Below are 16,070 nucleotides of genomic sequence, written 5' to 3' on the forward strand. Positions count from 1 at the left end.
AATAGAACTACTCGTTCCTACCACCCCAGCCATGATCCATAAAAAATCCATACTTCCCAATGGGATAGCCGTTGATCAAGCGGCCAGCCTCCCGTCTGCACGTCTTGGTGCTTCACAAAATGCTTCACATTCCCGGGGGTACGGCCGGCGTGATGCCCGCAGGAAGTGGGGGCTGCACCTTGTCCGAAGAAGCAGAATTTTTCATTTCCGCCGGCGCTGGCCGGAAAATCTGAGACATCTGGGCGCGCCCGCGTTTCTGTCTGTTTCTCTTCGTACCGACGTTCTCTCCGTCGCCGCCGCGCGGTCCTGCAAACTGCGTGCGGCTGTGGAAGAGGGAGAACGGGAATTGATCGCTTGTCTTGCCGACCGGCCAGTCTGTGCCGAAACGACTCGATCGCTGCTGCGCGAGATGGTGCGCAGCGCTGTGCAGAAGATGATGGAAGACCTCGAGGCACCTGTGGCCTCAACGCTGGACACCGAGCGCCTGCCATCCATCGAGGCGGAACTCAGGGAGATAAAACTCGCCTTGCGCCAGCGCGACTGGTCCACCGCACCCGCCGTCGCGGCCCCTTGTGTCGCAGGGTTCGAGATCCAGGCGCAGGACCTTTCACAACCGGCTATTGCCCGGCAGCTCTTGCTGACACGTCTGCGGCTCCTGGAACTGGAGGCCGAGGTTGAGGAGACTTGCGACGATCCGCTGCACCTCGGGCGCGACCTTCTCGCCCAGCATGATCTGCTCCCCCGTAGGGACGCGTTGAGGCCACCGATGAGGCTGTCGGAGGCTGTCGAGAAAGCCGCGGATGCTGCCCCGGCCTCGGTCGAGGTCAAGATCCGAACCGTCGGCGTCTTGGCGCTTGATCATTTCGGCGATATCGCGATGACGACGCTGACCTACGGTCGGGTTGAGGAATTCCTCGAGTTTCTTTGGTGGTTGCCGAAGCACTGGGGAAAAAGTCACGGCAAGAACCGGTTCAACCAGGAGGGGCGGGATCTGCGACCGAGTGAAGAGCGCATCCTCGCCGATGAGCGGGACGCCGCTATCATCGAGGCGGTTCTGGCGGATGACAGTCTTTCCCGTCCCGACAAGCGGCGGCGCCTTGTCGACGATCTGACCCCGCGCCTTACTGACGGCTATCTCATCGTTCAGAGGGACATGTTCCAGAGGATCGTCGCGGCCGCACTCGGAAACCGCCGTGTTGGTCGCGACCTCGACGATGACGAGCGGATCGTGCCGTCACACAAGCAGTTGAAAGACGCGATCGCCAAGTGGCACAAGAACGCGAAAACCTCATGCGGTCTGCCCCGGCGCGTTTCCCGTCCGAAACGGCGCCGTTCCTGGTCGATCGAGCATATTGCGAAGCTGTTGCTTTCGCCAATTTATCGAGGGGCAAGTTCGGAAAAACAAAGGGGACGCCGCGCGCGCGGGCGCAAGCGGGTCATCGTCAGGGATGCGCTCTACTGGGTGCCTTTGATCATGATCACAATGGGGGTCCGGCCGGAGGAAATCCTGCAGTTGCCTTTGACAGCTGTTGTGCGCCGGAACGGCGTCTATTGTATCGAGGTCGCGGACACGTATTCCTTGTTGAAGAACGAGCAGTCCCGGCGCTCTATTCCCATCCCTCAGCTTCTGCTGGATCTGGGGTTCCTGCAATGGGTTCGCTTCCAGATCAGGCAAAAGGAAATCTGGGCGTTTCCGGAGATTCCGGAAGACAAATCACATGACAAGAAATCCCAGATTTTCGGCGGCCGGCTGCGCAATATCTTCCGAACCCTGAAGATCGAGTGCCCGCACGAGGATGTGTACGCGATGCGGCGCACGCTTGCCTCGAAGCTCTTGCACGCGGGCGTAGATACGGGCGTGCGTCAACGCATTCTGGGGCATCTCGAGGGGACGACAGTCGATCGTCACTACTCCGATGACGGTTTGTTGGAGTTGAAAGACATGCTCGATCGTGTCGATTACGGCATCAAGGTCGGGCGTGAAAAGGGGGTCGGCTTTCCGCTCATCACGGGATGCTCGGCCCTCCTGTTGCCAACTGCTGCGGTTGATATCGAGTTGCAGGACGATGCGCAGATCGCGGGCGTACGTGTTGCTGACAGCGATACCGGAGAAATCCTGTTCGAGGCACGCTTGGACGGTGCGAATCTGCAAGCGAAGAGCAGCCTTACCGATGCGCCATCGAGAAGCGCGCAGGAATGCGCAACGCAACTGGTCGATTTGGAAATGGCCTACGATTTGGCCTTGCCCGCCAGCGAAGAAGCCATGCGCGCCTTTCAACACTTGCTGATCTTCGCTGACGAGGACCAGAAAAATGTGACGGCCAAGGTTCGACGTCCGGTGATCTCGGATCCATTTGCGGCTGTGGAGCGTCAGGAAGAAGGCCTGTCGGGCGACCTCGCACCTGACGCGCCCTCGGTGAGACCACAAGCCGCAAGGTTGCCGGAAGAAGTTGGTACATCGGTGGGCCAAACAGTTCTTTGCGTGTTCCCTTTGCGCGGCGCTCAACGGGGCGACGGGCAACCCCGCCCAGGCTTAGTCGTCGGCGAAAAATTCCTGTCCGGGAATCGGTATCTCGATATCGCACAAGGAGCGTCGGCCGATGCAGGGTTGCCAAGAAAGCATGATCTGCTGTTGCAAACCGTAGAGGACCTGAACACGGCACGTTTGAAGACAGCCACATGCTTCGATATGCGCAGACGGATTCTCGTGCGCGCCGAGGATGGGAGCCGGGTCAAGGGGGCGCTCGGAACACTGCCAAAAGACGCGAGGCTCAGAATGAACGAGGTTCTACTCGCTGCCGGTGATGTCGCGCCCGTGCCTGCGTGCGAAGTGCGCGTGGGGCGGAAAGAAACCGTCGTGGAGATTCACCGTCCCAAGAGGCTTCGGCAGCCGGAAGTGTATTGAGCAGAGGTTGTTGCTGTTTTGGACGGCGTCTCGCTGAGCGGTGTAGCTTAGCCATTTTCCCATCGTGGCCCAGCTGCGCCACTTGGGAACTGTTTGATGCGGCTGTGCCGCAGTTCATCTCCCAACGCTGTTGACGACGTCGCTGCAATGATGTCCCGGGCGGCGCATTCAGATTTTCTTGTCAGGTCCGGAGCCAAAATTTTTTTCCGCATACGGAGTGATGGGCCAATTTCGTCAGTAGCGATCTCCGCCACGCAGTAGTGAAAGTAATACCGCTACTACCCATTACTACTATCGGGAAGGACAACATCATGCCCACGACCTCAAAACCTGCAAACACGCCGATGGCTCTCTTGAAAAAGGTTGAGAAGGCCTTTGAAACGCTCGAGAAGGCCGGCCGAAAACCTACGGTTGAGGGTATTCGCGGCGAAATTGGTGGTTCCTACACCAAGCTCTGTCCAGCTGTACGCATCGTGCGTGAGCGCCGGGCAGAAGATCGCCGGCAGGCTGAGGCAGCGCCGGAAATGCCTGACGAGGTACGAGAAATCTTTGAAACCGCATGGGTTCAGGCCCACCGCGTTGCTGATGAGCACAACGTAGCGGCGCGGAAGAGCTTTGCCGAGGAAATCGCGCGTAAGGAGACGGAGATTGAAGAACGTGAGGCCGCACTGTTCAACCTTGAGGCCGAAAACGAGAAACTCGAACGGGATCTGGGAGCGGCTCAGAAAATCGCGCATGAAGCCGAACTTCGCGCGACCAAGCTGGAGGGCCTCTTGGGACAGCGTGAACGGGATGTTGAGATCGCAAACGCAAAGCTCGAGGAACGCGATGCAATTTTGACGCCATTGTTTTTCAACAATTTCAAGGCGAACGAAAGAGCAGAATAGTCGATCCAAGCCCGCTCACGGTGGGTTTGGAATGGGGCCAAGGTGACAGCTCTGCCGGTCGTCATGCGGTGGGCACTCTTGATAGAAAACACTGGAATGGTGTCGTAGTGGTGGTTCGCGCCGGCTTCGGCATGGATCCATCCCAGCGGGTGCCGCTGAGTCCTAAGTTGCATGCAGCTCCCAAGATCATTTCGAGCGTTGCGCCAGTGGGGGATCTATCCCCGGTGCGCAAAGGCAAGGCCCGGGTGCCGGTCGGTGTGGATTTCGACCCGCCCCAGGGCCTCGCTCAAGGTATGCCGCTTGATCCGATTCCCGAGTAGTATCTCTCCCTGCAAGGTCCACCGGCTTGTCTCAATTGCCAACCGATCCCCAGATCTGCAATATGGAGAAAATCCAACCGACTACGAGCGCTATACGTGCAACAGCCTTTGAACCAGACCCCGGAGCAGATCGCACGCGATCGTATCGACCAGCGCCTGCAGGCGGCTGGCTGGACCGTGCAGGACAAGGAGGCACTGGATTTCAACGCCGGTCTCGGTGTTGCTGTCCGCGAATATCAGACAGACATCGGCCCCGCTGACTACGTGCTGTTCGTTGACAGGCAGGCCGTCGGCGTTGTCGAAGCCAAGCCTGATGCCTGGGGCGTTCGTCTGACCTCGGTGGAGGAGCAATCCGAAGGCTATGCAAACGCCAAACTGAAATGGGTTTCGAACGAAGAGCCGCTCCCCTTCCTGTATGAATGCACGGGACAGATCACCCGTTTCACCAATGCGCGTGATCCGAACCCGCGGTCGCGTGAGGTTTTCACCTTCCATCAGCCGCAAACTCTCAAGGCCTGGATACAGGCGCCAAGATCCTTCCGGGCCGGGATCGCCGAGCTTCCGGAGCTCAACCTGGATGGCCTTCGCGACTGCCAGATCACGGCAATCAACAATCTTGAAGCGTCACTCAAGGCCGACAAACCCCGTGCGCTCGTCCAGATGGCCACAGGGTCGGGCAAGACCTTCACCGCCATCACCCAGGTTTACCGTCTGCTGAAGCACGCAGGAGCGCGCCGCATTCTGTTCCTCGTGGATACGAAGAACCTCGGTGAGCAGGCTGAACAGGAGTTCATGGCGTTCCTGCCCAACGACGACAATCGAAAGTTCACCGAGCTCTACAACGTCCAGCGCCTCACCTCGCCATCCATCACCAATGATAGCCAAGTCGTGATCTCCACGATCCAGCGCATGTATGCCACGCTCAAGGGCGAGGAGTTGAACGACGGAGCGGATGACGAAAACCCGGCCGAACAGAAATGGCGCCGTAAGGAACCGCTGCCCGTCGTCTACAACCCCAAACTCCCGCCCGAATACTTCGACGTGGTCATCATCGATGAATGCCACCGGTCGATCTACAACCTCTGGCGCCAGGTCATCGAGTATTTCGATGCCTATCTGATTGGTCTGACCGCCACGCCCGACAACCGGACCTACGGATTTTTCCAGAAGAACGTCGTCAGTGAATACACCCACGAAAAGGCCGTCGCTGACAAGGTCAACGTGGGCAACGATGTATTCCTGATCGACACCGCGGTCACCCAAAAGGGCGGCACCCTCGAAGCCAGGCAACTGGTGCAAAGGCGAGAGATCAAGACACGAAAGAAGCGTTGGGAAACCCAGGATGAAGATCAGACCTATGCAGGCACCCAGCTTGACCGCTCTGTCGTGAACCCGGACCAGATCCGCACCGTCATACGCACCTTCCGCGACAAGTGGCCCGAGATCTTTCCGGGTCGCAAGGAGCTTCCGAAAACCCTGATCTTCGCCAAGACCGACAGCCACGCCGACGACATCATCCAGACCGTCCGGCAGGAATTCGGCGAGGGCAACGAGTTCTGCCGCAAGATCACCAATGGCGCGAAGAACCCGAAATCCTCGCTCAGTGCCTTCCGGAACGAGTATTATCCGCGCATCGCCGTCACCGTGGATATGATCGCCACCGGCACCGACGTGAAACCGCTCGAGTGCCTGATCTTCATGCGAGACGTGCGATCGAAAAACTACTTCGAGCAGATGAAGGGCCGCGGCACCCGCGTCCTTGACCCCGATGACCTCAAGAAGGTGACGCCGTCGGCCAAGGCCAAGACGCATTACGTCATTGTTGATGCCGTGGGGGTCACCAAATCGCTCAAGACCGCCAGCCAGCCGCTGGATACCAAGCCTTCGATCCCCTTCAAGGATCTCGCCATGGGCCTGATGATGGGCGACCGCTCCGAGGAAACCGTCAGCTCGCTCGCCGCCCGCCTTTCGCGCCTTGACAACAAACTGGGTGCCGAGGACCAGGAAAAGATCACCAAGGAGGCTGGCAAACCCCTTACCGGCATCGTGCGTGATCTCTTCGACGCCATCGACCCCGACAAGGTGGAAGCCGATGCCAAGGCCGCAGGTTACCCCGAGCCTGATGACGCCGCCATGCAGGCGGCGCGGGACGAGAGGGTCAAACAGGCCGCCAACATCTTCACCGGGTCACTCATCAACCTGATGGACAAGATCCGTCGCGACACCGAACAGACCATCGACCACGACAACCTCGACAAGCTTCTGCGAGCCGAATGGGCGGGGGATGTGGAGGAGAACGCCAAGAAAATCGCGCAGGAGTTCGAGGACTACCTGAAGGAAAACCGAGACGAGATCGAGGCGCTGCAGGTCTACTTCAACACCCCGGCCCGCCGGTCAGAGGTCACCTTTGCCATGATCAAGGAGGTGCTGAGGAAACTGACCGAGGATCGTCCGCGCCTGGCCCCGCTCACCGTCTGGCGCGCCTATGCGCATCTGGATGACTACAAGGGCAACAGCCCGGCGGGGGATCTCACCGCGCTGGTCGCGCTGATCCGGCGGGTCACCGGGCTTGATGAAAAGCTCACCCGCCATTCCGACCGGGTGCGGCGCAACTTCCAGAACTGGGTACTGAAACGCCACTCCGGCGCGGGCGAGAAGTTCACCGAAGAACAGATGGGCTGGCTGCACATGATCCGCGACCACCTCGCCACCTCCTTCACCATCGAGCGCGACGATCTGGAACTGGCCCCCTTTGACACCCAGGGCGGGCTGGGGCAGATGTACATGCTCTTTGGCGACGGGATGGAGGATGTCATGACCGAGATGAATGAGGCGCTCTCGGCATGACGGAATTGCCGCGCGGATGGGCCGCTGTGACTCTGGAAGATGTAGCTTTCTGGTCGTCGGGCGGCACCCCGAGTCGCAAACGGGCAGACTACTTCGGCGGAGGCATCCCCTGGGTCAAAACGGGCGAATTGACCGGGAAGTACATCCGCAATACCGAAGAAACTTTGACTGATCTTGGCGTGAAGAACAGCAGCGCCAAGGTGTTCCCAATTGGGTCCGTCGGCATCGCTATGTATGGAGCAACAATCGGGAAAGTGTCGATCTGGGCCATCGAAGCATCGACAAACCAAGCATGCGCTGTCGCTCAGCCTTTCGCCGATGTTATCTCATCCGAATTCCTCTACCATTTTATGCACTCCGAGAAAGATGCGCTTGTTAAGCAAGGGAAAGGCGGAGCACAGCCGAATATCTCGCAAGGCATCCTGAAGGAATGGCCGATTGCGTTGCCCCCCACCAACGAACAACGCCGCATCGTTTCGAGGGTCGAGGCGCTGTTCGACGAGATCGGCAAGGGGGTCGAGAGCCTGCGGACGGCGAAAACCACCCTTGGCCTCTACCGCCAGTCCCTGCTGAAATCCGCGTTTGAAGGCCGGCTCACCGCCGGTTGGCGCGCGCAAAACGCCGACAAGCTGGAAAGCCCCGAAACCCTCCTCGCCCGCATCCAAGCCGAACGCGAGACCCGCTACAAGGCCGCCCTGGAGGCTTGGCAAGAGGCCCTCGCCAATTGGCGCGAGGGTGGCGAGAAGGGCAAGAAACCCGCGAAGCCGAAGCGGCCAGCGGACTTTGATGCGCCGACGGATGTTGAACTAAGTCGCCTCCCCGAACTTCCCGAAGAATGGGCTATTTCTCAAGTCAATGAACTATCCGCGCACATTACGAGCGGATCGCGTGACTGGAAAACTCATTATGGTCGCGGCTCTTCCGTTTTCGTTATGGCCCAGAATGTCCGAGCAGGAAGATACGACGCAAGCACCAAGCATATCATCGATCCACCGAACGACAGCTTGAGCGCCGATAGAACCCGCGTTGCCAAAAATGATCTCCTAATTACAATTGTGGGAGCAAATACAGGTAACGTCTGTGTATTTCCGTATTCGAGGAAGGATCACTATGTCTGCCAAAGCGTTGCATTGGTTCGATTATATAACCCAATGTATGCAAGATACCTGAACTTCTATTTTCAGGACGATTCCTCTGGGAAGAAAATTCTGGACTACTATATCTACGGCGCTGGTAGGCCTCACCTCGGTTTCGAGGAGTTAAAACGGACTTTGGTTCCAATCTGCTCGCCCGCCGAACAAGCCGAAATCGTCCGCATGCTCGACGCGCGTCTCGAAGCCGCCTCCGCGCTCGAGGTCGAGATCGACGCGGCCCTCACCCGCGCCGACGCCCTGCGCCAGTCCATCCTGAAAAAAGCCTTCTCCGGCCGCCTCGTCCCCCAGGACCCCACGGATGAACCCGCATCCGCCCTTCTGGCTCGCATCAAAGCCGAGCGCGCGAAGGCACCGAAGCCCCCCCGAAAACGAAAGGCCATCGCGTGAGCAAGAAAAAAGGTCGCTCAATCGAGCTGTTCTTCGTCGATGGCACGCCGGACGGCATGGTCACCGCGACGATCCCTTTCCAGTGGTCCGGTCATGTGCTTGTCACCCGTCGTACGCAGCTGAAAGAAGCTATCTCGCGCAGTGAGGCCAAGCGCCCGGGCGTCTATCTGCTGATCGGTGACTTGGATGGTGAGAACACGCTCTATATCGGCGAAACAGACGAGCTGAAAACACGGCTGACCCAACACGCCGCCTCCAAGGACTGGTGGGATACCGCAATTCTGATCACCTCAAACGGCGAGCCCCTCAACAAGGCCCATGTACGGTATCTGGAACACAAGATGTTCACCGCCGCGAAGTGGCTCAACAAGATCACGCTAAGCTATGGTCAAGCACCCTCCGGCAGCCCCCTGAGCGAGGCAGCCCGCGCCCACATGGATGATTTCCTGGAGAATATCTATCTGGTGCTCCCGGCCCTGCGGTTCGATTTCTTCACGGCTCAGGTCAAAGACGACAGCCCCGCGTCACCAGATCAAACAACGACCGACGCGGTATATTTCACGTTCAACGTCGCGAAACACGGGATCACATCTCGGGCGCGCTGGGAAGATGGGAAATTCGTCGTCGAGGCTGGTTCACTGACGCGAGAGAAGTGGGCGAGCACAGCATCACACCCAACCTACAAGGCTCTGTTTGAAGAGCTGGTGGATCAAGGTGTTCTCGTGCCACAAGGCCCCCATCGCGTCTTTGCAAAGAGCTATGTTTTTAACAGCACGAGCGCTGCAGCAGCTGTGATATCAGGTCGCCCCGCCTCAGGCCCAAAAAGCTGGCTCGTTGAAAATACCGGCCAGACATACGGCGACTGGGAAGCAGCCCAGTTACAAGCAGTAGAACCGGAAGAGCAGCCATGACCACCGCCCCCATCGTTTCCAAGGTCTGGAGTTTCTGCACCACGCTGCGTGATGATGGCGTGGGTTATGGCGACTACCTGGAGCAGCTGACCTATCTCATCTTCCTAAAGATGGCCGACGAATATGCCAAGCCTCCCTACAACCGCGACGTGGGCATCCCGGAGGGCTATGACTGGACGAGCCTGACCTCGCGCCGGGGCGCCGAACTCGAGGCGCATTACGTGGCGCTGCTGCGCAAGCTCGGCGAAAGGCGCGGCATGCTCGGCCAGATCTTCACCAAGGCGCAAAACAAGATCACCGACCCGGCCAAGTTGTTTCGTCTGATCGACATGGTGGACGGCACCAAGTGGGTCGTGTTGGGCGCGGACGTGAAGGGCGACATCTACGAAGGCCTGCTGGAGCGCAACGCCGAGGATACCAAATCGGGTGCGGGCCAATATTTCACGCCGCGTGCCCTGATCCGCGCCATGGTCGAATGCGTCCGTCCCAAGCCCGGCAAGACCATCGCCGACCCGGCCTGCGGCACCGGCGGGTTTTTCCTGGCCGCGCATGATTTCCTGGCCGATGCGGAGAATTACAGGCTCGACAAGGATCAGAAGGCGTTCCTGAAACACGCGACTTTCCACGGAAACGAGATCGTGGCCGGGACGCGGCGGCTTTGCCTGATGAACATGTTCTTGCACGGGATCGGCGAGATGACCGGCGAGTCTCTGGTCTCCCCCGCCGACGCGCTGATCTCACCTCCGTCCGAGACTTTTGATTACGTCTTGGCGAACCCACCTTTCGGCAAGAAGAGCTCGATGAGCTTCACCAATGCCGAGGGGGAACAAGAGACCGACGCCCTGACCTACAATCGGCAGGATTTCTGGGCGACCACCTCGAACAAGCAGCTGAACTTCGTGCAACACATCCGAACGATGCTGAGGACGACGGGCCGCGCCGCCGTGGTCGTGCCCGACAACGTGCTGTTCGAGGGCGGGGCAGGCGAGACCATCCGGCGGAAGCTTTTGCAGACCACCGATCTACACACGATCCTCAGGCTGCCCACAGGCATTTTCTATGCCCAGGGCGTAAAGGCGAACGTCATCTTCTTCGATAACCGACCCGCCAGCCCGGATCCGCAGACCGCCAAGGTCTGGTACTATGATTACCGGACCAACGTGCACCACACGTTGAAACAGAAACCTCTGACTTACGCACACCTGGAAGACTTCGTCGCCTGCTACAACCCCGGGAACCGCCATGAACGCAAGGCGACATGGGGCGAGGACAACCTGGATGGAAGATGGCGGGCCTATTCCCATGAAGAGCTTCTGGATCGCGAAAAGGCCAGTCTCGATGTGTTCTGGCTTCGTGATGCCGCAATGACGGATCTCGACAACCTTCCAGAGCCGGAAGTGCTGGCCGAAGAGATCATGGAAAACCTGCGCTCGGCGATGCGCAGTTTCGAGGCTCTCGAAGGGCTTTGAACTGCTGGCGCCCGAAGGCAGTGAAGATGGGAGGAACTGTTTGCATTCCAGTTGTCCAGCTTGGAAACCGACAATGGCTGTTACAAGCGTCGTAGTCCCGGATGCGCACGAAAGGGGCTTTGCGAAGTCAAAACAGCCGAGCAGGGTGGAATGACAAAACCGGCCCTCTGCGGACATTCACTCACCACTTGCTATGCTGCGGTGCGGCCCGTAAATTCGGACTTTCGCTGCAGCTGCAAGGTTCAAAATCGACCGAGCCGCGGGATTGCGGGACAGAGCCTTAAGTCGCAGCGACTGCACTAACGTCGGTTTTGGCGAAGTTGGAAGCGTCGTGAAAGGTCTTTACTGTTTCGAATATGGGCAGCTTCGGATTTTTGGCATACCACAAAAGTATTGGTAAGTCTTCTGTTTCGGGTTGAAATTTTTCGGCCAGGAACCCAACTTTCATAGCGAACGAAACGGGAATGGTGGGCATGACCTTAACAATAACAAAACAGGCTGAAACCTATCTGGAAACACTGGCTGAAGCGCTTGAGATTCCCCCCTCCCGTTACGAGCAGGCGGAAAAAAGCTACAAGTCACTGGGCGATTGGCTTCATCGCGACGACTCTACTGTGAGCCACTTGGACCCTGACGTATTCGTACAGGGATCTTTCCGTTTGGGTACTGTCATCAAACCGCTTTCCAACGATGAAGAGTATGACGTCGACTGCGCGTGTTCCCTGGAAGACCTGGGCAAATCTAACCTGTCTCAGGCGCAGCTGAAGGAGCTGCTTGGGGACGAAATCAAACTTTATCGCAAGAGCAAGGGAATTACGAAGAAGGTGCACGAAGGGCGGCGCTGCTGGCGCCTCGACTACGCTGACGGCGCACAATTTCATATGGATATCGTGCCTGCGATCCCCAACGGGAATGATCTGCGCCGCCTGCTTGAAGCCAGGAATCTGGACGCAGCTTTTGCAGATACGGCGATTGCAATTACAGATAACGAAGTGCTTCCGCAATATTTTGAGATTACCAATGACTGGCCGCGATCCAATCCGCGCGGTTACGCCGAATGGTTCAAGTCTCGGATGGGGGAGGTGTTCGAACGGCGGAGGGCGCAAGTTCTCAACGAGATGCGCGCGAAGGGTGTAACAGCAAGCGTGGAAGATATTCCGACCTATCGTGTCCGCACACCGCTTCAGTCTGCAATCATGATATTGAAGCGTCACCGCGATACGATGTTTGCCGATGATCCGAAGAACAAGCCAATCTCAATCATCATCTCGACCCTGGCGGCTCACGCCTATCAGGGGGAAGAAACAATTGGGCATGCTCTGCTCTCGATCTTGAGCAAAATGAGAGATGCGATTGAATATGATGGTCAAAAATACATCATCAGAAATCCGACTGATGCCCTCGAAAACTTTGCTGACAAGTGGGAAACACACCCAGAGCGGGCAGATGCCTTCTTCACATGGCTTGAGCAGGCTCGCGAGGACTTTGCCAGCGCTGGCCGGCTTGTCGAGCACCGGCGTATGTCGAGCGTACTGGCGGAACGCATGGGGCGCGACCTGACGGATCAGGTGAGCGACACGGTCCTTCAGCCAACCCGATCCGGTGCTTCCGGGCTATTGGGAGCAGCCACGGCCGCTTCCGCTACATCAGCCCCGAATGTGTCCTTTTCGGATGCACCGCGAAATCCGAAAAGGCCGGACGGGTTCGCATGAGCTGGTGGTTCACGCGCAGTACCCGTCTTTCTTCTGAGAAAGCCGCCATTGCTGATCTGGAAGCTGGTGTTGACTGGCTCCAGGTTGGCAGGTGGCAAACCAATTCTGACCTCGCCATGTGTGTGGGTTTTCGGATTGTCACTGGGGATGATGAATTTGCCTTTGAAATGATTTACCCGAGTGTGTTTCCGGACGCCCCCCCGATGATCTACACGCAAGACAGGTCATTGGTCTCTGGACATCAATATGGCGCTGAGGGCGAACTGTGTCTTGAACATCGCCCTGACAACTGGCTCCCCACTATCACGGGCGCTGACATGATTGCCAGTTGCCAACGGCTTCTCTCCGAAGAGCGTCCGGAACACGGCGCAATCGTGCATGCTCGCTCGGCGCATATCGCGTCATTAGGGCGCGACATGCGCTCGCACTATTGTCGCCTACTTCTGACACCGGGAGATCTGGAAGCTCTGAACACGCTGTCGGAATACACACCGCAGCCCCTGATCCTGAAAGATCGCAAAGCGGCCTCAAGCCTGATTTCGTCCATCGTCTCTGTCGGACAGACGGATACGCCGTTCTGGGTCAGCGACTTGCTCATACCCAAAGGAGGTTTGGAAGGAAACGGGTTTGTCGTACGTGTACCCGGAGCGGTCAAGCAAGGGGACATCAGTGCAGATGACCTGAAAGCGCTTCTGGAGGGCGTGAGACTGGCGGAACTTGGCAATACAGTGCTGGAGAGCGACGGACATGAGCATCTGCTGATCGGCGATGCGGCGGATTGGGAGCTCTTTTGGATTTATGGTGAAGCAGGCAAGCGCAAAGTCATCAACTATACGACGCTGCCTATCCCAGAACCTAAACCACGATTGCCGAGCAGCCACGCATCCCTTTCTGGTAAGAAGGTTGGTATCGTTGGTTGTGGTTCAGTTGGGTCGAAAATTGCAACCAGCCTGTGTCGCTCCGGTGTTGGGGAATTCTTCCTCATTGATGAGGACATCTTTTTTCCTGGCAACATTGTCCGCAATGAACTGGACCTCGATGACATAGGATCACACAAGGCTTATGCCCTGCGTGACCGATTGCTGCGGATCAATCCCCGGATTGACGTTAAAGCGTTGCGCATCTCACTGGGCGGCCAGGAAAGCGCCAACTCCATGGCAGGTGCGCTTGAGGCGCTCGGTAAATGTGATCTTCTTGTCGACGCCACAGCAGATCCCTCGGCATTCAATATGATCGCCTCGGTATCCACACGGCAAAGAAAGCCGATGATCTGGACAGAAGTGCTTGCCGGCGGAATTGGCGGCATAGTTGCCAGGTCACGTCCTGACATAGATGCTGTACCGCTGGCTGCTCGTTCACAAATTGAGATTTGGTGCAACGATCAGGGCATGGAATGGGCTCGTACAGCCGGCACTAATCCCTATGGCAGTCGCGGCAGCGACGGTACGCCTCTTATTGCCGAAGATGCCGAGGTTGCGATCATGGCAGCCCATGCCGCGCGCTACGCGACCGACATCCTGACGCGACCGGATGCAAGTATCTTTCCCATGTCTGCCTATGTCATAGGGTTTTCTTCGGAATGGCTCTTTAACGAGCCCTTTGACACGCGCCCCATCGATTTACAGCCTGTCGGCACATGGGGGGAGACAGCGGATCTGTTGGGACCGGACGCGCTCTTGCAGCTCCTGAAGGACCATCTGCCTGACAAGGAGACTGCGGATGCAACTGTGGCTACAGGCTGATGTAATCCGCAGGATGCGGCGACACATGCTGCGCGCCGGGAGTCGCGAAATCGGTGGCATGATCATGGGCGAACAGACGGGTGATCAGCAATTCCGTGTCGTTGACTTCTCAATTGATGCCACAAGTGGATCGCCCTCAAATTTTACCCGCGATGCCGAACAACACGATCAGGCACTCGCGGAATTCTTCAAAACGACCGGGGCGGATTATCACCGGTTCAACTATCTGGGTGAATGGCACACCCATCCACGTTTCAGTGTGCATCCGAGTTTGCAGGATGTGCACGCTATGCAGGATTTGGTTGACGGATCCGGGGGCGTCGACTTTGCGGTGCTTCTGATCGCGCGCCTGAAGTGGTTCTGGCGTTTCGAAAGCAGTGCGCATCTGTTTGTGGATGGGTATGTCCCATCAGCCATAACGCAGATTTATGACAACTGACCGTATGTCTCAGGTGATCACACGTAGTTGGCCCACCCCGGCTCACATTGCGAATGGGCAGGGGCAAAATCTCCTACGAGGTTGAACAGAACCGGAGCGATTCCGAATTGAAAGGCCGCCAGAAAATGACCGCGAAGCAAGATACCAAAAAGAAAGGCCGGCATGGCAATGTGACGGGCAAGGCATTGAATCTTGTCTGGGCACGATCCGCCGGGCGCTGCCAGCTTGATGGCTGTAATGAAGACCTCACCAGGCATCTGGCGATCGGCAGCCGAAGAGCAAACAAAGGCTATGTTGCACATATCATTGGCTCCAGCGCAGATGGCCCTCGGGGAGATCCTGAAAGATCAAAGGAACTCGCCAAGGATCCGGACAATGTGATGCTATTGTGCGATGGCTGCCATAGGGAAATCGACCGCGAACATCCTGACGCTTACCCTGAGGCCCGGCTTCATGACATGAAACGCAGACATGAAGCCTGGGTTTCCAGAGCTGTCGGCCTCAAGCCGGATAGCCAATCCCACATTCTGCGGTTTACCAACCGGATCGAGGCAAACGAAACGGCGATTCCGTTGGACGACTGCGTTCTTGCCATGCAGGCCATCGGAAAAACGCCTGCGAGCATTCATGCGATCGACCTCAAAATCGGAGTGTCAGGGCATAACGAGACTGACGATGTCTACTGGGCCGCTGAGCCGGGCGATCTTCAGAATTTCTTCAACAGGAAATTCGAGGGCTACTTCAATACGGGAAAAGTCCGCCACTTATCTGTTTTTGGCTTTGGACCGATGCCGCTATTGATGAAGCTGGGACAGTTACTGCCTGACCTTCACGATATCGATGTTTTCACGCGCCACCGGGAGCCCACGCCCTCATGGTGCTGGAAAGATGGCGCGCCGACGTTTCAACCTTACTGCACCGAAGGCGCGGCCAAATCGAACAGAGTGGCAATCAAACTCAGTGTTACAGACAGGATCAGCGACGAGCGCGTGCAATCTGCTATTGGTGAAGACGACCTTTCGATCTGGGAGATCACTTGCAACCGGCCGGGTTATGACGTTCTCTCAACACGTGAAGACCTGAGCGATTTTCGGACGGTCGTCAGATCTACATTCAACCGGATCAGACAATGTCACGGTGAGGCTGTAGAGATCAGTGTTTTTCCAGCGGCACCAGGGTCGTGTCTCGAATCTGGTGGAAATTCTCCGGCGGCGTCCTCCGGGCATGGGGATTTGGGCCTGATCAAGCCGCGAGGTCAAGGCTGATCGGGGCGATGGGCTGAGCCAGGGTTTCCCAG

General features: G+C 57.6%; 10 protein-coding genes. All 10 read left to right on the plus strand.

Annotated features, from left to right (window positions below; genetic code table 11):
• Window positions 1–31: 31 nt before the first annotated feature.
• The gene (locus E1B25_RS15540; protein ID WP_132830432.1) at window positions 32–2,905 is read left to right on the plus strand and encodes a DUF6538 domain-containing protein; all 2,874 of its coding nucleotides are present in this window, start codon (window positions 32–34) and stop codon (window positions 2,903–2,905) included.
• Between the two features lie 311 nt (window positions 2,906–3,216).
• Entirely contained in the window at window positions 3,217–3,792 is a 576-nt protein-coding gene (locus E1B25_RS15545; RefSeq protein WP_132830433.1) for a DNA-binding protein, read from the plus strand.
• A 416-nt stretch (window positions 3,793–4,208) separates the two neighbouring features.
• The gene (locus E1B25_RS15550) at window positions 4,209–6,959 is read left to right on the plus strand and encodes a type I restriction endonuclease subunit R (RefSeq protein WP_132830434.1); all 2,751 of its coding nucleotides are present in this window, start codon (window positions 4,209–4,211) and stop codon (window positions 6,957–6,959) included.
• Entirely contained in the window at window positions 6,956–8,500 is a 1,545-nt protein-coding gene (locus E1B25_RS15555) for a restriction endonuclease subunit S (RefSeq protein ID WP_132830435.1), read from the plus strand. Before E1B25_RS15550 ends, E1B25_RS15555 begins: the two co-directional genes overlap by 4 nt.
• Window positions 8,497–9,411, plus strand: a complete 915-nt coding sequence (locus E1B25_RS15560) for a GIY-YIG nuclease family protein (protein ID WP_132830436.1) — start codon at window positions 8,497–8,499, stop codon at window positions 9,409–9,411. The genes E1B25_RS15555 and E1B25_RS15560 overlap by 4 nt, the downstream gene beginning before the upstream one ends.
• A complete protein-coding gene (locus E1B25_RS15565; RefSeq protein ID WP_132830437.1) occupies window positions 9,408–10,880 on the plus strand; it encodes a type I restriction-modification system subunit M in 1,473 nt (490 codons plus the stop codon). Before E1B25_RS15560 ends, E1B25_RS15565 begins: the two co-directional genes overlap by 4 nt.
• Window positions 10,881–11,353: 473 nt before the next feature.
• Window positions 11,354–12,592, plus strand: a complete 1,239-nt coding sequence (locus E1B25_RS15570) for a nucleotidyltransferase domain-containing protein (protein WP_132830438.1) — start codon at window positions 11,354–11,356, stop codon at window positions 12,590–12,592.
• On the plus strand, window positions 12,589–14,334 hold the full coding sequence (locus E1B25_RS15575) for a ThiF family adenylyltransferase (protein WP_132830439.1): 1,746 nt from the start codon (window positions 12,589–12,591) through the stop codon (window positions 14,332–14,334). Before E1B25_RS15570 ends, E1B25_RS15575 begins: the two co-directional genes overlap by 4 nt.
• Window positions 14,312–14,773, plus strand: coding sequence for a Mov34/MPN/PAD-1 family protein (locus tag E1B25_RS15580; protein ID WP_132830440.1), 462 nt, complete (start codon window positions 14,312–14,314; stop codon window positions 14,771–14,773). The genes E1B25_RS15575 and E1B25_RS15580 overlap by 23 nt, the downstream gene beginning before the upstream one ends.
• 125 nt (window positions 14,774–14,898) lie before the next feature.
• Complete coding sequence (locus E1B25_RS15585) at window positions 14,899–16,038, plus strand: SAVED domain-containing protein (RefSeq protein WP_165937638.1); 1,140 nt, start codon at window positions 14,899–14,901, stop codon at window positions 16,036–16,038.
• Window positions 16,039–16,070: the final 32 nt, after the last annotated feature.

This window comes from Antarcticimicrobium sediminis (assembly GCF_004348975.1).
Classification (GTDB): domain Bacteria; phylum Pseudomonadota; class Alphaproteobacteria; order Rhodobacterales; family Rhodobacteraceae; genus Antarcticimicrobium; species Antarcticimicrobium sediminis.